Origin of the sequence: Phyllobacterium pellucidum, assembly GCF_013327855.1 — a bacterium.
In the GTDB taxonomy this organism is placed as follows: Bacteria; Pseudomonadota; Alphaproteobacteria; order Rhizobiales; family Rhizobiaceae; genus Phyllobacterium; species Phyllobacterium pellucidum.
In genome coordinates, this window is the sequence record NZ_JABUMX010000001.1 from 366,654 (window position 1) to 387,123 (window position 20,470).

Consider the following 20,470-nt stretch of genomic DNA (forward strand, 5'->3'; position numbering starts at 1 on the left):
GATCAGCGCTCCACCAGTGCCACTCTGGCGTTGAACCAATTCATGAAGATCGACGTCAGAACACTGATGCCGAGATAAACCACCATCCAGATCGCAACCACTTCAATCGAGTGTCCCGTCTGGTTGAGGATCGTACCGCCCACCGCCACGAGATCGGGATAACCGATCGCAACAGCCAGAGACGAGTTCTTGGTGAGATTCAAATACTGGCTCGTCAGCGGCGGAATGATGATGCGCATCGCCTGCGGAACGATGACAAGCCGGGTCGTTGGACCAGCACGCAGCCCGAGCGCATGGGAAGCCTCGGACTGACCCTTGCCAACGCCGCGAATACCGGCGCGGACGATCTCGGCAATGAAGGACGCCGTATAAAACGACAGCGCCAGATACAGCGACATGAATTCCGGGCCGATTTGCGCGCCGCCCTTGAGATTGAACGAGCCAAGGACGGGATAGTCGAACGACAGCGGAAAACCCTTGATCAGCAAGGCGAGCAGCGGGAGACCGACGATCAGAGCAAGTGCCGTCAGTCCAACCGGAAATTGCTGCCCGGTGACCATCTGGCGCTTGCGCGCCCAGCGCTTTACGAGGAGCGCGCCGACGATACCGACGATGAGGCCCACGCCGGCAAGCCATGCGCCTTCGCCAAACACCGGCGACGGAAAGAAGAAACCGCGATTATTGAGGTAGGTATTGAACGGCAGATGGATGCTCTGGCGCGCCTGAGGCAGCACCGAGAGAACGCCGAGATACCAGAAGAAGATGACCAGCAGCGGCGGAATGTTGCGGAATATCTCCACATAAACCGTGCAGATCTTGCGGATCAGCCAGTTATGCGACAACCGCCCGATACCGATGACGAAGCCGATGATCGTCGCAGTTATGATGCCTACGAAGGCGACCGTGATCGTATTGAGGATGCCGACCCAAAGCGCCTTGATATAGGTGGAATCGCTCGAATAGGCCAGATACGGGCTGCTGCTAATGTCGAAACCGGAACGGCCGTCCAGAAATCCGAAGCCAGACGCCAGATTAGCGCGCTGAAGATTGGTGATGGTATTGTTGATAATCCAGTAAATAAGACCCGCGATGACGACAACCGTCAGTACCTGAAAAACAAGTCCGCGAACTTTCGGATCGTAAAGAAGCGACGCCTTGGCGCTCGATCTTCCGACAGGCGTTATGTCCTGCGATGCCATTGACCCCTCGATTCATTCGTTTTTATTCTTATTATTATTGTTTTATGGTCGAGGGCGAGGAGGCAATGCCCCCTCGCCCCATGTTATTTGAGCATGAGTTAATCAGCGGATCGGCATCGCGTATTGCAGGCCGCCCTTGCTCCATTGTGCATTGATGCCGCGGGCAATCTTGAGCTTGCTGCCCGAGCCGATGTTGGTCTCGAAGACTTCGCCGTAATTGCCGACTGCCTTGACGATGTTGACCACCCAATCGTTGGTGAGGCCAAGGTCCGTCCCGAGCTTGGTATTGGCTTCCTGGCCGAGAACGCGCTTGATTTCCGGACTGTCGCTCTTCGTCAGTTCCTCGACATTTGCCTTGGTGATGCCGAGTTCTTCGGCGGTCAGCAGCGCAAAGTGCGTCCAGCGAATGATATCCGCCCACTGATCGTCGCCCTGGCGTACGACCGGACCAAGTGGCTCCTTCGAGATGATCTCGGGAAGAACGACATGGTCGTCCGGCGCCGAGAGCGTCAGGCGGATGGAGTAAAGGCCGGACTGGTCGGTAGTGTAGACGTCGCAACGGCCGGAATCATAAGCCGCGTTGACTTCTTCGAGCTTCTCGAACACGACGGGATTATATTCCATCTTGTTCGCCTTGAAATAGTCAGCGAGGTTGAGCTCAGTTGTGGTGCCGGCCTGCACGCAGACCGAAGCGCCTGAAAGCTGCAGGGCCGAGTTGATGCCCGACAGCTTCTTCGAGTTGATCATGAAGCCCTGGCCGTCAAAATAGTTGACGCCGGTGAAATCAAAGCCCTGCGTATCGCGGCTGAGCGTCCACGTGGTGTTGCGGATCAGAACGTCGATTTCGCCGGACTGCAGGGCCGGGAGACGATCCTTCGCCGAGAGAGGCGTAAACTTTACCTTGGTTCCATCGCCAAAGATCGCAGCAGCGACCGCGCGGCAATAATCGACGTCGAAACCGGACCATTCGCCCTTGTCATTCGGAGCGCCGAAGCCGGCAAGACCGGTATTGACGCCGCACTGGAGGAAGCCCTTCTTCTTGACGTCGTCGAGTGTGCTGGCGGAGGCAGCGGTCGCCAACAGAACGAGCGCCGAAACAGCAAGCGTGCCCTTCAAAACAAGATTTTTCATAACAAGTGTACCCTTTGGTTGTATTGCCCTTAGTTCCCAGAGAGGAAAAGTACGATATTGGCAGGTAACCCCCATACCCAAAAAGGGCCCAATACCTCTCCCATTCACCGCTGCATCGAAGGCCATTCTGTCTGTTTGGTCAAGGTACAATCTTTGCTTGAGAATATTGCAAAACAGGCCGTTAACCTGCCCTCAAAGCGATTATTCTGATTATTCGCTGTGCAAATCGCGATCCGCTCACCAAAAATTGTCGCGAAAGCGGATTTTGGGCCAGAATCGCCCGTCAGAAACAAAGGCAGTGCGGCGCCCTGAAAGGAACCTTGCAAGGGCAACCGTCAGTAGAAAGCCGACGCTGTAGCCGGCCACGACATCGGTCGGATAGTGGGCGCGCACCAGGATGCGGGTAAATGCGATGAACATCGTTGCGAGGATGATCGCAATCCGCCAGCGCGGAAACCACAATGCAAGCACCGCGCCGACGGCACCCATGGTCGTCGAATGGCCCGACGGAAAACTTGCGAAATCATATCCCGACACAAAGGGCGAGAAGGCATTTGGACCCAGCGTATCGATGAATTTCGGCCGGGCGCGTCCGATCAGAAACTTTGCGATATTGGTGAAAATACCCGAAAGAGCGATCGCCCAGAACGCGAATGTCGCTTGCGAATAGATCAAGCCGAACTGAACTCTTCTTGTCCGGGCAAGGCCCCACCAGTCGATGCCGATAAGGCAAACTGCGACGGCAAACGCTGGAATCAGATACCACTGAGAAAGACCAATGTCGGTCAGGTGACGCGCCTCGCGCAAGCGCCCGTGCGATGACAGCGTGCGCGACAGCCACTCATCGTAGGGGTGCAGCAAGAGAATGACGAAGACGATCATGACCGCAGCCATGGTCATTCCTTGCGTCCAGGCGGGTTCGGTCGCCGGATAAGCGGGCGCATTCATGCGGCGCAGAAAGCGGATGACGGACTGGCCCGCGCGCACGAAGCCGGAGGGGCGGTCCTGAAGCTGATCCGTCATATTTCCTTTCGACGCTCCCTGTTGCAACCGGCGCGCTGCCGGATTATCGACTTCTCACCAGACAGACAAGATGTGGAGACGAACTCATGGACAAGCAACCGGGTAAGCCGGCGAAACTGGGCATCAATACCAGATTGGCACATGGTGGATACGATCCGCACGACTATCATGGCTTTGTCAATCCGCCCGTCGTCCATGCTTCGACGGTGCTTTTCCCCGACGCTGAAACCATGGCGGGCCACAGGCAGAAATATACATACGCAACGCATGGAACGCCGACAACGGATGCGCTTTGCCGCGCAATCGACGAACTCGAGGGCTCGGCAGGAACATTGCTCGTCCCTTCAGGACTGGTTGCGGTAACGCTCCCCCTCCTCGCGTTTCTTGCCCCTGGCGATCACCTGCTGATGGTCGATTGCTGCTACGGCAATACAAGGCACTTCTGCAACACGATGCTGAAGCAGTTCGGTGTCGAGGTCGAATATTACGATCCGCTCATCGGTGCGGGTATCGAAAAGCTGATCAAGGCGAACACCCGCGTTGTCTTCACCGAATCGCCGGGTTCCAACACGTTCGAAGTACAGGACATTCCGGCTGTCGTGGAAAAGGCACATGCTGCCGGCGCCATTGTGATGATGGACAATACCTGGGCAACGCCGCTCTATTTCAGGGCGCTCGATTTCGGCGTCGACATAACGATTCACGCAGCAACGAAATATCCATCAGGACATTCCGACATATTGATGGGAACGGTTTCCGCCACCGAGGCATGCTTCAAGAAGCTCGACGCTGCCTATACCGCCCTCGGACTCTGCGTCGGCGGTGATGATGCCTACCAGATCCTTCGGGGTCTGAGGACCATGGGCGTGCGCATGGAGCGGCATGCCAAGAGTGCGCTCGAAATTGCCAATTGGCTGGAGCGGCAGGACGGTGTGGTCGAAGTCCTCCATCCGGCGCTTGAAAGCCATGCCGGCCACGCGCTCTGGAAACGCGACTTCGGCGGCGCCGGCGGCGTGTTCTCAATCGTCATCGCTGGCGGGGTGAACCAGGCGCACGCCTTCCTCAATGCGCTGAAGATATTCGGTCTCGGCTATTCCTGGGGCGGCTATGAGAGCCTTGCCGTCCACGTCAACCTTGGCGGGCGGGTCATCACCGGAAAAAACTATGCCGGTCCCTTGATCCGCCTCCAGATCGGGCTCGAAGACCCTGCCGATCTGATTGCGGATATCGAAAATGCGCTTGCGGCAGCAAGAACAGCGTGAACGACGTGAAGAGAAGTGATTTCAGTTCATGCGGGGTTCTTGTTAGAACGACCGGATGAAACGCTTCGCTGCGATCTTCGCGCTGATTACTGCGCTTTGCATTGGCTGGGTGCCGGTATTCGCCGCACCCGGACGGCTCGCTGCGGAAATCGGGACGCAGCACCACGGTTTGGAGACGCCAGCGGCCCGTCACCTCGATCACCAGCGCAAGTGTCATGGGCAAAACCATTGCGTGCAAGACCCCGCGCCGCATCTGGCCGCTTGCGCCGCCTGTATCGGCGTTCCAGCAACGGCACTCATGGTTTTAGTTGCCGCAAAGCCTCGAATCGTCATTCCACGCGACCGGCAACTGCCGCTCGTCAACGGCATACCCGCGCCCCTGCCACGTCCCCCCAAGCTCTGATCGTAAACACTTTTCGCAATTGACGCGCAGGTGAGCCGGGCCAAAGCCTCGCGCATGATTTCTGCTGGCCCAAGGAAAGTTACAACAATGAACAGAGTATTTACGACAGCGCTGGTTCTCGGCATGTCCTCCGCTACGCCCGTTGTCGCCCAGGACCACAATACGCACGGGAAGATGCAGCATGAGATGTCCGCAAAGCCCGCCGGCGATCAGAGTGCCCCGTCGAAAGCCTTTGCCGCGGCCAATGCCAAAATGCACGAGGATATGGCGATCGAGTTCACGGGAAAGGCCGACGAGGATTTCGTGCGGGGAATGATCGCGCACCACCAGGGTGCAATAGACATGGCGAAGATTGAACTCGAATACGGGAAGGATGCGGAAATCCGTAAACTCGCTGGCGAGATCATCGCGGCACAGGAGGCGGAAATCAAACAGATGAAAAGCTGGCTGGCCAAAAACGGCGGCTGACGCTTCAAAAAAATCACCCGCCGGCGAGACCGGCGGGTGACCACATTCTTTGACTTGAAACTAGATACGCATCTCATAGCTCGCGGCGCGCTTTTGCAAGCACAGTTGCCAGAGACTATAGGCGGCATCGGCATAGGTCGAAGTGCCCACCTTGAATTCAGCTGAACGCAACGGCAATAGATCTTCAATGACGTCCAATGTGCGTGCCGGAAGAATGTCCGTGCAAGTCCACAGGCGGCGGAACACGGTACTGATCGCGACCCGCTTCTCGTTAACGTCAATTACCGGTTCATCAGTGCCGAGTTCCCAGTCCTCAAGTGCATCGATCGCGTCTTGGAAGGCGTTTTGCAATATGATCGGCGCGTGGCCGTCGTGAAGTGGGTGCAGCAAACCAGGCATTCCTGTCTCCTCACTCTTTTGGTTGCACGACCGGGGGCTCCCGGAAGTAGAATCATAAGGGCGGAACGACGGTTTCAGCAAGCGCAAACTGCGATACCATACTAAATTACTAGGCATATCGGATTAAATCCAGATTTCCCGACAGTTTTAACCTTCTTTTCTCATCTATTGTATAAGGGAAAGCGTGCATGTTATTGATTAAAAACATTTCCGCCATTTGTCCAATTTAACGACGCCCCCCCCCGCTGGGCCGTGAACGGCGAAATGAGAACCCGTTTCCGGCCAGGAATCACTGCCCGAATTGATCAATTAGAACCATTTGACGATGGAACCGAACTTAAGTAAGAATTTGATCATTGCTTTTTTCTTTTTTAGATTTTTTCGGATTTAAAGGTCATGTATTTCGATGAATACGTGGAGCTGATATCCACATCTATTTTTACTTTCCAGAGAAAGAAACCTCGCCTTGGCCCACTGACGGCGCTGCGGTTGTTTGCGGCCGAATTTCTTCGGTCGTCTGGCGGGCGCGGAATTGATAAACTACCGAGCGCTGTCCAGGCCGCCCTCGAAGTGCGGTGTCACGGCGACGTAGCCATGGTGTGCCGGATACTCGATGGAGTTGGCGCGTTGCGCCGCAATTCCACCGTGCTGGAACTCGGCGCCGGCCGCGGTGACACCACAAGCGAACTCGCCACGTGCGGTGCATTTACGCGTGTGCTGGCGGTTGAGCCGGAACCCGAAAATTTCCGTGCGCTCGTTCGAAAGCTTGCCGACAATAATCTCGATGGGGTTGTAGACAAGATTCCCTGCGCCGCCGGCATGATCGATGGCATGATCAATTTCCATGTTAACCGAACGGACAGCCTCAAGAGCAGCGTCAGGCAAAAACATGCATCGGACATGCCGCTGCGGACCACGGTCAACACGGCCCAAACTATATTGGACGATGCGCGTGTCCCCACAAACCAGTTGGGCCTCGTCTGGATCGACATTGAGGGTTACGAGACGATGGCGTGCCTTGGCCTTCTCCAGGTCATGCGGCAGAGCATCCCCATTTACGTGGTCATGTCACCAAATCCGGCCCAACCGGGCCAGACCGCAAGTTTTTTGCGCTTTCTTGCAACTCATTACCATCGCTGTGTTGTATTTGACGACGAAAGCGCGCGGATAACCACGATAATGGATATTCCGACCAATCGCGTCGGCCAGCGCGTTCTGATTGTCGACTGAGCTCGATCATGGTGCAGCCGCCTCGGCATCACCCCCGGCGGTTGCTGGTCGAGCGGTCGCCATTCAGTATGTCGCGCACTTCATGACGTCTGCGTTGCGCGAGATTTTGGACACCCATCTTGCCAAAACATCGCCATTAGCCCATTCATGTCCGCGCTGCTTCGCGATCGGGGATATTTGACTTATGACGATACGGCACCTTCAGGTGATCACCCTTACCGTAGTTCTTGCCGGTTGCGGCAACATCCAGGGCCAACTCGACAACGAGAAGATTTCGTCGCTGAACTACGATACGACAGACTGCGCGGCTCTGATCGCTCAGCGCAACCAGAAGATGGCCGAGGTCAGCCGCCTGACAAATGGCGCCGGCTACCAGGACCCCAATATCATCGTGGGTCTTGGGCCCTTCCTTCCCGACTATCGCACCAATAACCAGAAGCAGGCCGGGCCGCTGCAGGGCCAGGTCGATTCGATGACACGTTCGATCGACCGCAGGAAATGTGCCGGTTAACCTACCCCCTTACTGAAAAAGCAAGTCTCCTGCCAGCATCCACGCTTAAATATTGAGAACTACACTCATATTTTTGAAGAAGATGCGTCCGATTTACTTTTGTTTGTAAAAATTGTTTCGTTGTGTGAAGTTGATTCCACGCCATACAATCACGAGTTGAGGGGACCATCATGATTCTGGGTATGACGCCATTTACCTTGTTCCACGTGATCTTGAGCCTTATTGGCATCGTGACAGGACTGGTCGTCCTGTCGGGCCTGCTCAAGTCGGAGAACTGGCCGGGCTGGACCTTTATCTTCCTGCTGACGACGGTCGCCACGAGCGTGACCGGATTTCTGTTCCCATTCAGCGGTTTCACCCCGGCGATTGGCGTCGGGATCATCTCGATGGTATTTCTTATTCTGGCAATCGCCGCCCTCTATGCATTCCGCCTCGCGGGATCGTGGCGCTGGGTCTATGTGGTATGCGCGATCGTGTCGCTCTACCTCAACGTTTTCGTCCTTGTCGCGCAATCGTTTCAGAAGATCCCGGCCCTTAACGCACTCGCGCCCACGCAGTCGGAACCGCCATTCGCAATCAGCCAGGGGATCGTGCTTGTACTTTTCATCATCGCCGGGTTTCTTTCGCTGCGGCGGTTCCATCCGCTGCAAGCTTGAAAAATGCACTAAAAGAGCCGGTCTAGGCTGCTTGACCGGCATCCTATTCTTGTTTTTCACGGCATGTTGAATAACAAACGCAGAATGTGACTGCCGCCAACATTGATCTTAGTTGTATAAGCACGAAACTAGGCGTACACATATCGGCTTAGGCGACAATTAAGCTTTCAGCCTTCCGACCAACGGAAGGTAATTTGCTCTTCTCCAGGGAGTGACGAAATGGGCGACGTGACGCTTCATCTGCCCCATAATGCCAGTTGTGCGAGCCAACAAATTCTACAAAAAGTCCGCGAAGAGATGCCAAAGAAGCCCGCAAGCCCCAATAAGCTTTCGGATATTTTGAGGCGCGCCAAGGGTGGTTTCACCCATCGCAGGTTCAAACAGCACACGGCATGACGACAATGAAAATTTAAAATATTTGACCTGCCGGCTTGCTGGCAGGTCAAAATTGCGTGCTTCCCGCTAAGACGTGCCGGGTTGCTTACGATGGGCGAGTGCGGGGCATTCGAAGCCCGCCACCCCAATCATTTCAATACACGTTTGTCTCTGCAACCATAGGGTCGTATGACTTCGGCATTGACCCGTTGAAGTTGCAGCTCTGCCAGACCTTGCTATTATCGTTGCGATTGTTATGTCGCGCGGCTCAGCAGGCGCAGCCTTGACGCAGTGGGTTGACGTTGACGTTGCTCGTGCGCCCGGATTTGCTTGGTGGCGATAAACTTTCGAACTAGTGCATATTTCCGCTTTTGATCTAACGACGTAGCCTGAATTGTTGAATTGTTTTCAACCTGCCGCCGTGGCTTGATGCGACCTGAGCCGCATTCATTAGTTGGCTCTAAGTCCTCTTAATCACTGTGTCACGGGCAGATGTGGGAGGCACCAATGGATGAGGAGGATGAACGGAAGGAACGAGAGGACTACGCGCCCTACCTCACTTCAATCTGGGGTTACCTCATCATTTTTCTGATCATCATACCAGTAGTCTTGTATCTGGGCCGTCAGTTCGGAAGGTGAGTAGTTGTGCCGTTTATCGCATTGAAGAAGAGGGCAAAGACCCCCGCAGCGAATATTCCAGCCACATTCGATGACAACACGCGCTGCTTTGACGGTGAATTCAAAGCCTATCTCTATTGGCCGCTCGCGGTCGTGCTGATTGCGATCGCTGCGACCAGCTATATCGCCGGAATGTATTACGCCTCGTGAGCGTGCCAGCGCTCAGCGCGGAGCCTCGAATTCCGGAACCTTGCTGTCCTCACCGAAAAACAGCTTCTTGGGATCATCTGCAAAATCCGAAACCGCCCTGTCGATGCTGTCGACCGATCGGCGGCTCGCCGAAATGAATTTCTGCACCTCCGGCAGCTTCGTGCCGGTGAAACTGCCGATGTTCTTCAAGATGGACGCCAATTGAGCATCCAGGGTTTTGGCCTGCTGTTGATAGGCTTCAAGCTTGGCGCGTGCGTCGCTGACGGCACTGCCTTTTTCATCTGACAATTCGCGATCGACCTTCGCCAGGGCATTGTCGATTTTCACGGAGGCTTCGTTGATGCGGGCGATCACGTCACGCGCATCATGCGTGATCTCATTGAGGCTTTTTGCACGCTCGCCATATTTATTGATCAGATCGGTACTGGCAGCCAACTTGTCTGTCGCCGCCTTGGCCTGGTTGATGCCTTCGACAAATGGCCCTCGGGTGTCCGCAAAGTATTTCTCGGTCGCCGTCGTTGCCTTGTCGACGCGGTCAATCCAGTCCTGCGCGGTCTGAACCAGCGTTTTCAACGATGTCGGGTCAATGTCGACGCGCGCAACAGTATCCTCCTTTTCCGCCTCCTCCAGAAGCTTCGGCTCATAGGCCTTGCCGCCTTTCAACTCGATATAGGCGCGGCCTGCCAGCAATTCGAACGCTAGCGTCGCAACCGTCGAACGCGTAATCGGCGTTGTCGCATCGACATCGGTTTGGACGATCACGGCGTCCGGATTGGTCGAATCGATATACAATCGACGCACCTGCCCGACCTTTAAGCCATTGAAATAGACCGGACTATTGGCAGCGAGGCCAGTCACGGATCCGGGGACCCTTATTTCTAGCGTGGCAGTCTCGCGCGTCTCTCCATAACGCCCGATCCAGTAAAAGAAACCGAATGCGAGGAAACTCACCGCAAGCAAGAATATAGCTACAAGAAAATAGTTGGCCTTGGTTTCCATTGAAATTCCGGAATGAACACAGGTTCAGAAAATTGATCTTCTCATTACCGCCTCATGTCGCGGCAAATCAATGGCGTTCAGCCTTAAAGCGTACCAATGCACGCATTGATCGAGGTGTTGGTTGTGACGAATGTCGAATTGGCGAAGTTTGGCAGCCGTGCCGGGAGCAGCAAACCGGGCCCGGCGCTTCGGCACGTATGGCGCTCGCCCAGCGTTCGGATTAACTTGAATATCCAGGAAGGCACTTTCGGATATTGTCGAACAATGATGAAGCTCGAGGGGATTGCAACCTTTGTCGCCGTGGCCGAAGCAGGCTCGATCAGTGAGGCCGCCCGCCGGCTGCGGCTATCTAAATCGATCGTCAGTGAAAGGCTTGCCGAGCTTGAGCGTCAGATCGGGGCTGTGCTCCTGCATCGTACGACGCGCAGTCTCGCCCTGACCGAGGATGGCGCGGCCTTCCTCGAGCGCGCGGCACGCATCACCCGGGAGGTGGAGGACGCGGCAACCGACATGGCTGAGCGCCGCGGCCTGCTGGTAGGCCCGTTGCGCATTTCCGCACCCGTAACTTTCGGGCGCATGCATCTCGGCCCTGCCCTTTTCCCGTTTCTCAAAGCGCATCCCGATATCGAGCTTTTTCTCGATCTCGACGACCGCCGCGTCGACGTGGCGTCCGATGGTTACGATGCCGTCATCCGCCACGGTCCGATTGCCGATTCCCGCCTCATCACCTGGCGCTTGGCGAGTAGCCAGCGCGTGCTCGTCGCATCGCCCGCTTACATCGAAAGGTATGGAACCCCGGATTCGATCGAATCGCTCGACCAGCACAAAGGTATTTTTTATGCAAATCGCGGCGTGGCCGATTGGAGTTTCCCAACGAACGGCGCCGCGACGACGGTTCGTGGCCGGATCGGGCTCAGGGTCAACAATGGCGACACGATGCGCGATGCCGCCATTGCCGGGATCGGGATAGCAATGCTGCCGAGCTTCGTCGCCGGCGAAGCGATCAAGGCCGGGCAATTGCAGATTATCGATATCGGCGTGGCGGCGGCGGCCGAACACATCTATATCGCCCATCCCGAAGGCCGCACGCCTTCGGCTAAGCTGAGGACGCTTGCCGACCATCTGCGCAAGGCGTTCGGATCCCCGGCCTATTGGGACTGTTGAAACCATTCAGCCTGCGTTCAGCAGGTCGATCGTACAAAGATCACACTAGAAATAATGGGACCGAAGGTTCTTGACTGGACGGCGAGCCGTTGCACTTCGCGCTGGAACTTTTTCCGGCGCGCAGTTGTTGAACAGTGATAGAATAACGGGTCCGTATGGGAGGTAGACTTCTATGTCCATCAGATATTTGACGCTGGCTGCAGCAGCGGGTCTCTCTGCGGTTTTTCTTTCGGGCTGCGTCGAGACGACAGGTCCTTATTACGGCGGCTATGGCGGATATGGCGGCTATTACGGGACGACCGTCTATAGCGGATTTTATGATGGCCCCGGTTATAACGGCTACCGCTATAACCCTTACCGGAATGACCGCTACAGGTACGATCGCTACAGATACGATCGCTCCCGTTACGATCGCAATGGCAATGACGACCGCCGCCATTACAGCAACAGCGACAACAACCGCCCGAACGTCAACCCGCCATCAAATCCCCGTCCGTCCTCGAATAACGACGGCGGTTACGGGGACCAGAAGATCTACCTGCCGCGCGGCGGCGACGCCTATATGGGTGGGTCGGGACGGTCGCACCAATAAGGTCAGCGATGACGCAGCGCATCTTGCGACAATTGGCGGGATTGGTCCAAAAGCAGGAGGCGAAAACGGGGGAGCGATAATGTCCGATGCCTTGCTCGAGCGCTTGATCCCTTTTATCGGAGAGTGGCGCACGGACGCAACCATTGGCGGCAAGCCCATGGCCAGCGGTCATACCCGCTTTGAATGGCTGGCCAACAGGCAGTTCGTGATCCAGCGGGCCGACGCGGAGATGGCGCCGAGCCTTCCGCGTGAATGGACGGAAAACTCTCCGTTTCCTATCACGTCCATCATAGGGCTCGATGATGCGACCGGGCTTTTCACGATGCTTTACACCGATGCGCGGCACGTACACCGCGTCGTCAACATGATGGTGGCTGACGGCGTGTGGAAGCTTTGGCGCAATTCCCCGGGTTTCTTTCAACGCTATGTCGGTACGTTCGACACCGGAGGAAACACGATTAAAGGTTCGTGGCAACGCTCGCAAGACGGCACGTACTGGGCGCACGACTTCGATCTCGTATATCGCAAGGTCGGGTAATTAACCGAAGTCGTGAACGTAGCAGGCAATTGCGATCCAAAGTCGTATGCCTTCCACGCGCCAGCAGCGGCAGGTAGTTTCCCGGATCCATGTGGTCACGCTGGTCCCGCCGTTTGCTGCGGGGGGTTCGACGGATGTTGTTGCCCGCGTGATCGCGGCCAAGATGTCCGGTCTGCTTGGCCAGCAGGTTATTGTCCACAACATGGACGGCGGCGACACCAGCCTTGGCGCGAGCTTCGTGGCACGCGCCGAGCCGGATGGCTACAAGGATCACGCATTGATCTTTTGGAATATTGTCTTGACCGTGCGGTGCAGCCAAGGCCATCTCACCAGTATGCCGGACAATTTCCGGGTGAACTGGCTGGGAGGCCGGTAGTCTGAAAGTTTCTCGGCAATCGTCCTGGCGTCGGTGGCAGGGTCTGAGTCCAGAAAGGCATGGGTCAGAGTATCGATCGCAGAGGAGCGCGCGGCCTCGATAGACTGTTCTGCTGCGTCATCGCGCTTGTAGAAGGACGATCCGCGCGTTTCTTCAAGATACGACAATCCCCACTTCTGGTCGGGCTCGAGATGACATCCCTCGCCCCACTCGTTCCAAGCATTGATGAAGATGAAATTGTCTTCGCCCGTGTCAAACTCGGTTCGCGTATAGGCCCGCAAATAGCGCAGCCATCTGCCATAGAGTGACGGGTTGGAATTTATTATTGTCGTTGCCGTGTTCTGGCGACGCGCGGTGTTGTCCCAGCTTGGAATAATTCCACGATAAAGCCGAAACGCGGGCACCGGCCGGTTGACGCTTTGGGCCACCATCTTGCGGTAGTCGACAAAGCGGCCGGAGAACTCCGGATTGGTCGTGACCGGTGACCGGTCGGGCCGGCTTTCCGAACCGATGAATTTGTGCGGCGGGAATTCGACCAGTGCATCGGCCCCGCACACTTCAGGCGCCGAGATATCATAAAAATCCACCGCGGCAATGTGCAGGTCCGGAAACCCCTGCCGCTTCGCAAACTCGCGCCAGGCGGCAAAACTCTTCTTCGGGTTTGGAATTTCCTTGGCGTGATAGACGACAAGCAGCGGTTTGCCGTCGATCTTGATATAGCGATCGTCCTTGAAGTAATCGATGAGGCTTGCGATGAAGGCCTCATCGTCGCCTTCGGCATATTTCTGTTCGAGAAGCACGCTCCTGGCGTCGCCGTCCCAGGTGCGGGTCCAGTTTTCGTTGGCCCAGCAGAGGCAAAACTTAATATCGATGTCCGATTTGAGAAAGTTTTCTGCGGGACGTTCAAGAATGCGTCGTCCGCTGAACCAGTAATGGTAAAAGCAGAAGCCGTGGATGCCATATTTGCGCGCCAGAGCAGCCTGTTCAGCGATGGGTTCCACATAGGACAGATCGTAGAAGCCGAGCTCGCGCGGGATATGCGGCTGGTAATGGCCGTCGAAATTGGGCCGGCCACGCGCAACGTTGGTCCACTCGGTAAAGCCCGGACCCCACCAAGCGGAGTTTTCCTTCACCCGATGAAACTGGGGCAGATAGAAGGCGATCAGCTTGGAAGTGTCCGTGGATTCTGTGAGAGCGCGGCTGCTGTCTGAAACATCCCGGCCCACCGGATTGGCAGCAGATTCAGAACGCTCGGGCTCAAAAAGGCGGTTCATTGGCTACCTCGTCCTCGTGCTCGCCCGGGCACTAATTTTGGCGATCCCGGCTGGATTCGAACCAGCGACCGTCGGCTTAGAAGGCCGGTGCTCTATCCAGCTGAGCTACGGGACCGTTTGGTATCGGCGCGCCCATCCCGGCGGACAGGCGCAAAATTCAGTAAATCAATGCGTCCAGGGCTGCTTGCGGTCGAAGCGAAAGTTTTCCGAATAGGAGACGGCGCGGCGGCGCGTTTCCTTGGGTTCCAGTACCGTGAAAGCGATGCCGTTTTTTTGCGCGTAGGCAATCGCCTCTTCCTTGGTCTCGAAAGTCAGGCGAATCTGGCTCTTCATGTCGCGCGACGAGGTATAGCCCATCAACGGCTCAACCTTGCGGGGCTGTTCCGGCTCGTATTCGAGCGTCCAGGTGTCGGCTTTCGCCTTCCCTGACTGCATGGCTGTTTTTGCTGGACGATAAATGCGCGCTGCCATCGAAGAATCCCTTTGTCTGCAATGCCGATATATTACAGGCTTTTGCCGAACTCCAGCAGCAACTTCACTGAAAATGGTCGGAGCGGCAGGATTCGAACCTGCGACCCTCTGGTCCCAAACCAGATGCGCTACCAGACTGCGCTACGCTCCGTCCGTTCTTGGACGCTGAGTTCCCTATTGTCTTAGCTTCGATAACGCAAGAGCCGAAATCAAGAAAACGGTCTAAAACGAAATAAACGGGTTGCAGTGGCGCGTTGTGCCGCCAAAAGCCCTTACCACGGTGTCAGTCTGAAGCACAAAATCAGACAATGGAATCTGAACTGACAGGGCGTACAACGTCGAACTGTAGGTTACAGTAATGTACTTTACATGCCACTTGGCGACGCCGACACTCCACGCGTTGCAAGTATCACGGAATGGGGTGCGGCCCTGTGGCGCAATCGCTTCAGGTGATTGCCCCCTCACGAGGACCTTGCTTCGCGTGGCCAAGAGGAGGGTTCCATGCACTCTCGCTATCTGCACGTCTCTCGCGCCTTCATTGCCGCCATTGGGTTTACCGCCCTGACTGGAATCGGTTACCCGACAGCTTTCGCGCAATCGGTGGTCGGGCAAGCGGGTTCGCCGGGGGCCACGACCACGATCGACGGCAAGCAACTTCCCCCACCACCCCCGAAATTCGGCGGGGTGATCAAGGAAAAGGCCGCGGATTCGCAACCCTGGTGGGCGCCGCGCGTCGTACCCCCGAAAGGCGCGCCCAACATCCTCCTGATCATGACGGACGACCAGGGCTTTGGCGCTCCAAGCACCTTTGGTGGCGTCATACCGACGCCTGCGATTGACCGGATCGCCAATGCCGGACTGCGTTTCACCAATTTCCACTCGACGTCGCTGTGTTCGCCGACACGGGCGGCATTGATAACGGGCCGCAACCACCACTCAGTCGGTGCGGGGGTGGTCGGCGAAATAGCCACCGGATATCCGGGCTATGATTCGATCATCCCAATCGAGAAGGCGACGATCGGCACAATCCTCAAGGAGAATGGGTACGCGACGTCGTGGTTCGGAAAAAACCACAACACGCCCTCCTACCAGTCGAGTCAGGCAGGTCCATTTACACAGTGGCCGACAGGGATGGGCTTTGATTATTTCTACGGGTTCGTCGGCGGCGACGCCAGCCAATGGCAGCCGAACCTCTTTCGCAACACCACGGCCATCTATCCCTTCGAAGGCAACCCCGGCTGGAACCTCGAAACGGCAATGGCCGACGAGGCCATCCAATATATGAAGCAGTTGAAGGAAATCGCGCCCGAAAAGCCGTTCTTTGTCTATTACGTGCCCGGCGCCACGCATGCCCCGCACCACCCGACGCCGGAATGGATCAAGAAGATCAGCGGCATGCACCTGTTCGACGAGGGCTGGAACAAGCTGCGCGAGACCATTTTCGCCAACCAGAAGCGCCTCGGGATCATGCCTGAAAACGCCCGGCTGACGCCTTGGCCGAAGGAACTGCCCGAATGGGATTCGCTTGGATTGGAGGAGAAGAAGCTCTTCATCAGGCAAGCGGATGTCTATGGAGCATACCTTGCCTACGCCGATAACGAGATTGGCCGGGTTATTCAGGCCGTCGAAGACCTCGGCGAACTGGACAACACGCTGATCATTTATATCGGTGGCGATAACGGCGCGAGTGCCGAGGGCATGCTCAACGGCACGCCCAACGAGTTCACCACCTTCAACGGCGTCGACGTGCCCGTAAAAGACCAGTATCTCTGGTATCCGTTCTGGGGATCAGAGCGAACGTTCCCGCATTATGCCGCGGCCTGGGCATGGGCGATGGATACACCATTCAAGTGGGTCAAACAGGTGCCATCACATTTCGGCGGCACCTCACAGGGCGTCGCCATGTCCTGGCCCGGCCACATTACGGACGTCGGCGGTATCCGCCGCCAGTTCCATCATGTCATCGATATCGTGCCGACCTTGCTCGAAGCGACCGGCATTCCGATGCCCGACACGGTCAACGGGATCGAGCAGCGCCCCATAGAGGGGACGAGCATGGTGTATACATGGGACAAGGCAAACGCCACCGCGCCGACCCGGCACACGACGCAGTATTTTGAGATGCTCGGCAATCGCGCCATTTACGACAATGGCTGGGTCGCGGCGACAACGCCTGCAACCCGGCCATGGGAACTCAGCACCGCAACGCCGCCCGATGTGATATCCGGTTATAAATGGGAGCTTTACAATGTCGACGAGGATCCGACCCAGTTCAACGATCTTGCGGCAGCCATGCCGGACAAGCTCAAGCAACTCCAGGACCTGTTCTATGCCGAGGCAAAGAAGTATGACGTCCTGCCGCTCGACAATTCGACGCTTTCGCGATGGAATACGCCGCGGCCAAGTCTCACGGCGGGCCGAACCGAATTTACTTACTCTGGCGAACTAAGCGGCGTTCCGGCGAGTGCCGCGCCAGGTACGCTCAACAAATCCTACACCATCAGTGCTGACGTGGAGATACCCGCGGGCGGTGCCGAAGGCATGATCGTCACCGAAGGCGGAAGGTTCGGCGGCTACGGTCTGTTCCTGAGCAAAGGCGAATTCGGCGTCGGTCGCGGCAAGGTCGTGTTTCTCTACAACCTTCTCGACCTCAAGCGGACGATGTGGGAAGGCCCGGAACTGGAACCCGGCAAGCACACAATTGTCTTTGATTTCAAATCGGACGGTAAAGGTCTCGGCACGGGCGGGACCGGCGTCCTTTCGGTAGACGGCAAGGAAGTTGCCAGGAACACGATGGATCACACCATTCCGGTTACCTTCCCCGAGGATGAGAGTTTTGATGTTGGCCTCGATACCCGCACCGGAGTTGCGCTCGTCGAATACCGCTACGATTCCCCGTTCAAGTTTACGGGAACGATCGACAAAGTGACCTTCAAGCTCGGGCAATAAATCACAATGCCGGGGCGCGTAAATCGCAAGCCGCTTCTTTCCGTGATGGCTGTTGCCGAGGGCGCGACGGGAGTGGCGCTGCTGGTTGCGCCTGCAATGCTTGTCGAACTGCTCCTCGGCACCGGCCTTGATGCGACCGCTGCCACGGTCGCACGTGTAGCCGGTGTTGCGCTGCTCGCCCTTGGCATTGCTTGCTGGCGGGCAAGCGCCGACGCGGCGAGCGATGCCGCGCGCGGGCTGGTCGCGGCCATGCTTGTCTATAATTTCGGTGTCTCCGCGGTTCTGATGCTGGCGGCGTTCCGCCATGGACTATCCGGCATCGGCCTCTGGCCAGTCGCTATCGCCCACATTGCGATCGCTGGCTGGTGTCTCGCATTTATTTTGGCACCTCCCCGCGAGAGCGCTTGAGCGTAGTGGGCAACAGATAATCAAAGCGATTGAGACTTTTGTTCAATTGACGATGAGCGTGCCCGCTGGTAGCGGTGATATCATGAAAATCGCAATGTTTATCGTCGTGGTTAGTAGGCGCATGGGCAGGATGGCGTAGCCATCCGGCGAAAGCTCCCCATGCGCGTTCCAAGGGCTCCCTGACGGGGCTTTTTTTGTGCCCTGAATCTGGCCCTGCCCCGTCAAATCCACTTTCCCCTTTTCGCGACGGATCAAGCCATGACGAGCACCAGTCCTGCCTCCAATGCACCCATAAATTTCACAGAGAATGCCAAGATCAAGCCGCCGCCCATCGCGATCCTGATTTTCCTGACAGCTCTGGCGGCGCTGCCGGTGAACATGATGCTACCATCGCTGCCGAATATTGCCGCTGCGTTCAAAGCGGATTTCGCGCTGGTCAACCTGTCGGTGGCCGGATACGCCATCGCCACTGCACTCATCGAACTCATCGCTGGCGCGGTATCAGATCGCTATGGTCGCCGACCGGTGGCCTTAGCCTCGATCTGCATCTTCATTGTCGCCTCGATCGGCTGTGCCTTGGCCACGAATATCGGTGTATTTCTGATGTTCCGGGCGATGCAGGCATCCATAGCCGCGTGTTTTTCAATCGCCCTCGTGATGATCAAGGAGACCACGCGAGAAGGACGTGCTGCAAGCAGATTTGGCTACCTCGCCATGGGCTGGGCGATTGCACCAATGTTGGGGCCGTCATTGGGCGGGATTCTGGATCAGGCGTTCGGGTGGCGAGCGAGCTTCATTTTGTTCGCAATGTTAGGCGCAGTCGGGCTCGGTCTATCAGCATGGGGTTTGCCTGAAACCGCCTCGGTACGACCCCACCGTAACCACTTGGAGGCCTATGGCCAGCTCCTCGGCTCGGCAAGGTTCTGGGCATACACGTTGTGCATGGCCGCCTCAATGGGGACGCTCTATATCTTCTTCGGCGGGGCGCCGTTGGCCTTTGGACCCTCCGTCGGTCGGTCGAGTGCGACATTAGGCATGTATATGGGAATGGTGCCTTTTGGGTTTATCCTCGGCAGCTATTTGGCTGGTCGCTATGCTTTCCACAACGGGACGGCCACGACGCTTGTCTTCGCGCGCCTTATCACGTGCATGGGTCTCGCCGCGGGGCTAGCACTCTCGTTGGCAGGCGCTGCCCACAGCGTTGCGTTCTTTATTCCATGCATGTTCGTCGGTGTCGGGAATGGGCTTACCATGCCCGCCGCCAATGCGGGGGTTCTGTCCATTCGAGCCGAACTTGCCGGCACCGCTGCGGGGCTCGCGGCTGCAATCGCACTGGGCGGTGGGGCACTTATTGCGTCAGTGGCGGGGTTGTTTCTGTCGGAACCGGTTTCAGTACAATTGCTGCTGGGTCTGATGCTCGCCTCGGCGTCGCTGGCGCTGGTTGCGGCACTCTATGCAGCACTTATCGATCGTGTCTGGGCTCGGTAAGACCACCTTCGACCCTAAAGATCGAAAGCGGTCTGCCCTTCGTCGATAGCCGTCACCAGGCTGGCGGCGAGCGCGCGGGTTATCTTCGATTTGCGCTCAAGAGCTGCCCTGTCCAGCCGCTCGACGATCCGATTTGCCGTCGAGAGCGATCGCTCGATATGGCTTACAAGAAAGCCGATTAGGCTGGGTTCGACGGCAATCTGCCTGTCGGCGAAAAGCTTGTAGAGGACGCCGGACAACAGCATGTCGTCGGGCTCGCCGATTTCCACTGTCGTCGCCGCCTTCAGGCGCGAGGCAAGGTCCGGCAACGTCACCTGCCAGTTGGCCGGCCATTTGCGCGATGTCATCAACAGGCTCGAGCCGCTCTGCCGGACGTTGTTGATGAGGTGGAAGAGACCGGCTTCGTCAATTCTACCGTCGCCAATATCGTCGATGAGGAATGGACCCGCCTCACCCGCAGCGGCGCCGATCCGTCGCGGATCGACGACGAGGGCATTGGCCTCGGCCTTCCAGATTGCAGCAAGATGCGTCTTGCCCGAACCGGTCGGCCCGGCGAGTACCACGACCGGCGCAATCCATTCCGGCCAGCGATCGACGATATCCACGGCCGCCATGTTGGAGGAGGACACGATCAGGTCGTCGCGGGAATATCCCGGCTCATGGCCGAGATCGAGCGGAAGTTGGCGGGGCGAAGTCGTGCTGGTCATGGCGATGAAATACAGCCAG

General features: G+C 57.0%; 22 protein-coding genes, 2 tRNA genes and 1 pseudogene. 15 read left to right on the plus strand and 10 right to left on the minus strand.

The genetic code is table 11. The features are described 5' to 3' along the window. Positions 1 to 2: 2 nt before the first annotated feature. The 3 genes from HQ945_RS01740 to HQ945_RS01750 form a co-directional block, all read right to left on the minus strand. Positions 3 to 1,199 carry an amino acid ABC transporter permease gene (locus HQ945_RS01740; protein WP_091918971.1) on the minus strand — a complete coding sequence of 399 codons (1,197 nt, stop codon included), beginning with the start codon at positions 1,197 to 1,199 and terminating at the stop codon, positions 3 to 5. Positions 1,200 to 1,301: 102 nt separating this feature from the next. Continuing rightward, positions 1,302 to 2,330 carry an amino acid ABC transporter substrate-binding protein gene (locus HQ945_RS01745; RefSeq protein WP_027232365.1) on the minus strand — a complete coding sequence of 343 codons (1,029 nt, stop codon included), beginning with the start codon at positions 2,328 to 2,330 and terminating at the stop codon, positions 1,302 to 1,304. A 237-nt stretch (positions 2,331 to 2,567) separates the two neighbouring features. Then, a complete protein-coding gene (locus HQ945_RS01750; RefSeq protein WP_091949059.1) occupies positions 2,568 to 3,353 on the minus strand; it encodes a phosphatase PAP2 family protein in 786 nt (261 codons plus the stop codon). 86 nt (positions 3,354 to 3,439) lie between these two features. Here HQ945_RS01750 and HQ945_RS01755 point away from each other — a divergent pair, with 86 nt between their 5' ends. The 3 genes from HQ945_RS01755 (at position 3,440) to copM (ending at position 5,486) form a co-directional block, all read left to right on the plus strand. After that, complete coding sequence (locus tag HQ945_RS01755; protein WP_174207601.1) at positions 3,440 to 4,615, plus strand: cystathionine beta-lyase; 1,176 nt, start codon at positions 3,440 to 3,442, stop codon at positions 4,613 to 4,615. A gap of 55 nt (positions 4,616 to 4,670) precedes the next feature. After that, the gene (locus tag HQ945_RS01760) at positions 4,671 to 5,018 is read left to right on the plus strand and encodes a hypothetical protein (RefSeq protein WP_091918977.1); all 348 of its coding nucleotides are present in this window, start codon (positions 4,671 to 4,673) and stop codon (positions 5,016 to 5,018) included. An 87-nt stretch (positions 5,019 to 5,105) separates the two neighbouring features. Then, the gene (gene copM / locus HQ945_RS01765) at positions 5,106 to 5,486 is read left to right on the plus strand and encodes a CopM family metallochaperone (protein ID WP_174207602.1); all 381 of its coding nucleotides are present in this window, start codon (positions 5,106 to 5,108) and stop codon (positions 5,484 to 5,486) included. Positions 5,487 to 5,546: 60 nt separating this feature from the next. Here the strand turns inward: copM and HQ945_RS01770 are convergent, their stop codons facing one another. After that, positions 5,547 to 5,885 (minus strand): BRA0787 family protein, encoded by a 339-nt coding sequence (locus tag HQ945_RS01770; RefSeq protein WP_027232361.1) that lies wholly within the window; start codon positions 5,883 to 5,885, stop codon positions 5,547 to 5,549. 396 nt (positions 5,886 to 6,281) lie between these two features. On the opposite strand from HQ945_RS01770, the gene HQ945_RS01775 reads away from it, so the two are divergent. The 5 genes from HQ945_RS01775 (at position 6,282) to HQ945_RS01795 (ending at position 9,485) form a co-directional block, all read left to right on the plus strand. Continuing rightward, positions 6,282 to 7,115 (plus strand): FkbM family methyltransferase, encoded by an 834-nt coding sequence (locus HQ945_RS01775; RefSeq protein WP_174207603.1) that lies wholly within the window; start codon positions 6,282 to 6,284, stop codon positions 7,113 to 7,115. Positions 7,116 to 7,299: 184 nt separating this feature from the next. After that, positions 7,300 to 7,626, plus strand: a complete 327-nt coding sequence (locus HQ945_RS01780; protein WP_051615116.1) for a hypothetical protein — start codon at positions 7,300 to 7,302, stop codon at positions 7,624 to 7,626. A gap of 170 nt (positions 7,627 to 7,796) precedes the next feature. Beyond that, a complete protein-coding gene (locus tag HQ945_RS01785) occupies positions 7,797 to 8,282 on the plus strand; it encodes a hypothetical protein (protein WP_091918985.1) in 486 nt (161 codons plus the stop codon). Between the two features lie 219 nt (positions 8,283 to 8,501). Next, positions 8,502 to 8,678: a hypothetical protein gene (locus HQ945_RS01790; RefSeq protein WP_153667724.1), complete on the plus strand. Its 177-nt coding sequence runs from the start codon at positions 8,502 to 8,504 to the stop codon at positions 8,676 to 8,678. 624 nt (positions 8,679 to 9,302) lie between these two features. Beyond that, entirely contained in the window at positions 9,303 to 9,485 is a 183-nt protein-coding gene (locus HQ945_RS01795; RefSeq protein WP_091918987.1) for a hypothetical protein, read from the plus strand. A 12-nt stretch (positions 9,486 to 9,497) separates the two neighbouring features. On the opposite strand, the gene HQ945_RS01800 is transcribed toward HQ945_RS01795, so the two are convergent. Then, complete coding sequence (locus tag HQ945_RS01800; RefSeq protein ID WP_174207604.1) at positions 9,498 to 10,484, minus strand: MlaD family protein; 987 nt, start codon at positions 10,482 to 10,484, stop codon at positions 9,498 to 9,500. A gap of 264 nt (positions 10,485 to 10,748) precedes the next feature. Here HQ945_RS01800 and HQ945_RS01805 point away from each other — a divergent pair, with 264 nt between their 5' ends. The 4 genes and pseudogenes from HQ945_RS01805 to HQ945_RS22750 form a co-directional block, all read left to right on the plus strand. Continuing rightward, entirely contained in the window at positions 10,749 to 11,648 is a 900-nt protein-coding gene (locus HQ945_RS01805) for a LysR family transcriptional regulator (protein ID WP_174207605.1), read from the plus strand. 172 nt (positions 11,649 to 11,820) lie between these two features. Further along, positions 11,821 to 12,240 (plus strand): hypothetical protein, encoded by a 420-nt coding sequence (locus HQ945_RS01810; protein ID WP_174207606.1) that lies wholly within the window; start codon positions 11,821 to 11,823, stop codon positions 12,238 to 12,240. 79 nt (positions 12,241 to 12,319) lie between these two features. Next, on the plus strand, positions 12,320 to 12,778 hold the full coding sequence (locus HQ945_RS01815) for a hypothetical protein (protein ID WP_174207607.1): 459 nt from the start codon (positions 12,320 to 12,322) through the stop codon (positions 12,776 to 12,778). A gap of 12 nt (positions 12,779 to 12,790) precedes the next feature. Continuing rightward, a pseudogene (locus HQ945_RS22750) lies at positions 12,791 to 13,043 on the plus strand (tripartite tricarboxylate transporter substrate binding protein); the annotation flags it as partial. Between the two features lie 5 nt (positions 13,044 to 13,048). Here the strand turns inward: HQ945_RS22750 and HQ945_RS01825 are convergent. From HQ945_RS01825 to HQ945_RS01840, 4 genes are all read right to left on the minus strand, one after another. After that, entirely contained in the window at positions 13,049 to 14,428 is a 1,380-nt protein-coding gene (locus HQ945_RS01825) for a glycosyltransferase WbsX family protein (RefSeq protein ID WP_174207609.1), read from the minus strand. A 38-nt stretch (positions 14,429 to 14,466) separates the two neighbouring features. Continuing rightward, positions 14,467 to 14,543, minus strand: a tRNA-Arg gene (locus HQ945_RS01830). A 50-nt stretch (positions 14,544 to 14,593) separates the two neighbouring features. Then, entirely contained in the window at positions 14,594 to 14,899 is a 306-nt protein-coding gene (locus HQ945_RS01835) for an ETC complex I subunit (protein WP_027232353.1), read from the minus strand. A 74-nt stretch (positions 14,900 to 14,973) separates the two neighbouring features. Further along, a tRNA-Pro gene (locus HQ945_RS01840) sits at positions 14,974 to 15,050 on the minus strand. A 350-nt stretch (positions 15,051 to 15,400) separates the two neighbouring features. Between HQ945_RS01840 and HQ945_RS01845 the strand changes: the two genes are divergently transcribed. From HQ945_RS01845 to HQ945_RS01855, 3 genes are all read left to right on the plus strand, one after another. Further along, positions 15,401 to 17,848: an arylsulfatase gene (locus HQ945_RS01845; RefSeq protein WP_174207610.1), complete on the plus strand. Its 2,448-nt coding sequence runs from the start codon at positions 15,401 to 15,403 to the stop codon at positions 17,846 to 17,848. A 6-nt stretch (positions 17,849 to 17,854) separates the two neighbouring features. Continuing rightward, positions 17,855 to 18,256, plus strand: coding sequence for a hypothetical protein (locus HQ945_RS01850; RefSeq protein ID WP_113281908.1), 402 nt, complete (start codon positions 17,855 to 17,857; stop codon positions 18,254 to 18,256). Positions 18,257 to 18,514: 258 nt separating this feature from the next. Then, positions 18,515 to 19,744 (plus strand): MFS transporter, encoded by a 1,230-nt coding sequence (locus tag HQ945_RS01855; RefSeq protein WP_113281910.1) that lies wholly within the window; start codon positions 18,515 to 18,517, stop codon positions 19,742 to 19,744. A gap of 14 nt (positions 19,745 to 19,758) precedes the next feature. Here HQ945_RS01855 and hdaA read toward each other — a convergent pair whose 3' ends face one another. Then, entirely contained in the window at positions 19,759 to 20,451 is a 693-nt protein-coding gene (gene hdaA / locus HQ945_RS01860) for a DnaA regulatory inactivator HdaA (RefSeq protein WP_113282068.1), read from the minus strand. Between the last annotated feature and the right edge of the window lie 19 nt (positions 20,452 to 20,470).

What these genes read in the sequence shown, in the direction of transcription:
- HQ945_RS01740 (WP_091918971.1), bottom strand. Translation starts at nt 1,199, where the DNA reads ATGGCATCGCAGGACATAACGCCTGTCGGAAGATCGAGCGCCAAGGCG.
- HQ945_RS01745 (WP_027232365.1), bottom strand. Translation starts at nt 2,330, where the DNA reads ATGAAAAATCTTGTTTTGAAGGGCACGCTTGCTGTTTCGGCGCTCGTT.
- HQ945_RS01750 (WP_091949059.1), bottom strand. Translation starts at nt 3,353, where the DNA reads ATGACGGATCAGCTTCAGGACCGCCCCTCCGGCTTCGTGCGCGCGGGC.
- HQ945_RS01755 (WP_174207601.1), top strand. Translation starts at nt 3,440, where the DNA reads ATGGACAAGCAACCGGGTAAGCCGGCGAAACTGGGCATCAATACCAGA.
- HQ945_RS01760 (WP_091918977.1), top strand. Translation starts at nt 4,671, where the DNA reads ATGAAACGCTTCGCTGCGATCTTCGCGCTGATTACTGCGCTTTGCATT.
- copM (WP_174207602.1), top strand. Translation starts at nt 5,106, where the DNA reads ATGAACAGAGTATTTACGACAGCGCTGGTTCTCGGCATGTCCTCCGCT.
- HQ945_RS01770 (WP_027232361.1), bottom strand. Translation starts at nt 5,885, where the DNA reads ATGCCTGGTTTGCTGCACCCACTTCACGACGGCCACGCGCCGATCATA.
- HQ945_RS01775 (WP_174207603.1), top strand. Translation starts at nt 6,282, where the DNA reads ATGTATTTCGATGAATACGTGGAGCTGATATCCACATCTATTTTTACT.
- HQ945_RS01780 (WP_051615116.1), top strand. Translation starts at nt 7,300, where the DNA reads ATGACGATACGGCACCTTCAGGTGATCACCCTTACCGTAGTTCTTGCC.
- HQ945_RS01785 (WP_091918985.1), top strand. Translation starts at nt 7,797, where the DNA reads ATGATTCTGGGTATGACGCCATTTACCTTGTTCCACGTGATCTTGAGC.
- HQ945_RS01790 (WP_153667724.1), top strand. Translation starts at nt 8,502, where the DNA reads ATGGGCGACGTGACGCTTCATCTGCCCCATAATGCCAGTTGTGCGAGC.
- HQ945_RS01800 (WP_174207604.1), bottom strand. Translation starts at nt 10,484, where the DNA reads ATGGAAACCAAGGCCAACTATTTTCTTGTAGCTATATTCTTGCTTGCG.
- HQ945_RS01805 (WP_174207605.1), top strand. Translation starts at nt 10,749, where the DNA reads ATGATGAAGCTCGAGGGGATTGCAACCTTTGTCGCCGTGGCCGAAGCA.
- HQ945_RS01810 (WP_174207606.1), top strand. Translation starts at nt 11,821, where the DNA reads ATGTCCATCAGATATTTGACGCTGGCTGCAGCAGCGGGTCTCTCTGCG.
- HQ945_RS01815 (WP_174207607.1), top strand. Translation starts at nt 12,320, where the DNA reads ATGTCCGATGCCTTGCTCGAGCGCTTGATCCCTTTTATCGGAGAGTGG.
- HQ945_RS01825 (WP_174207609.1), bottom strand. Translation starts at nt 14,428, where the DNA reads ATGAACCGCCTTTTTGAGCCCGAGCGTTCTGAATCTGCTGCCAATCCG.
- HQ945_RS01835 (WP_027232353.1), bottom strand. Translation starts at nt 14,899, where the DNA reads ATGGCAGCGCGCATTTATCGTCCAGCAAAAACAGCCATGCAGTCAGGG.
- HQ945_RS01845 (WP_174207610.1), top strand. Translation starts at nt 15,401, where the DNA reads ATGCACTCTCGCTATCTGCACGTCTCTCGCGCCTTCATTGCCGCCATT.
- HQ945_RS01850 (WP_113281908.1), top strand. Translation starts at nt 17,855, where the DNA reads ATGCCGGGGCGCGTAAATCGCAAGCCGCTTCTTTCCGTGATGGCTGTT.
- HQ945_RS01855 (WP_113281910.1), top strand. Translation starts at nt 18,515, where the DNA reads ATGACGAGCACCAGTCCTGCCTCCAATGCACCCATAAATTTCACAGAG.
- hdaA (WP_113282068.1), bottom strand. Translation starts at nt 20,451, where the DNA reads ATGACCAGCACGACTTCGCCCCGCCAACTTCCGCTCGATCTCGGCCAT.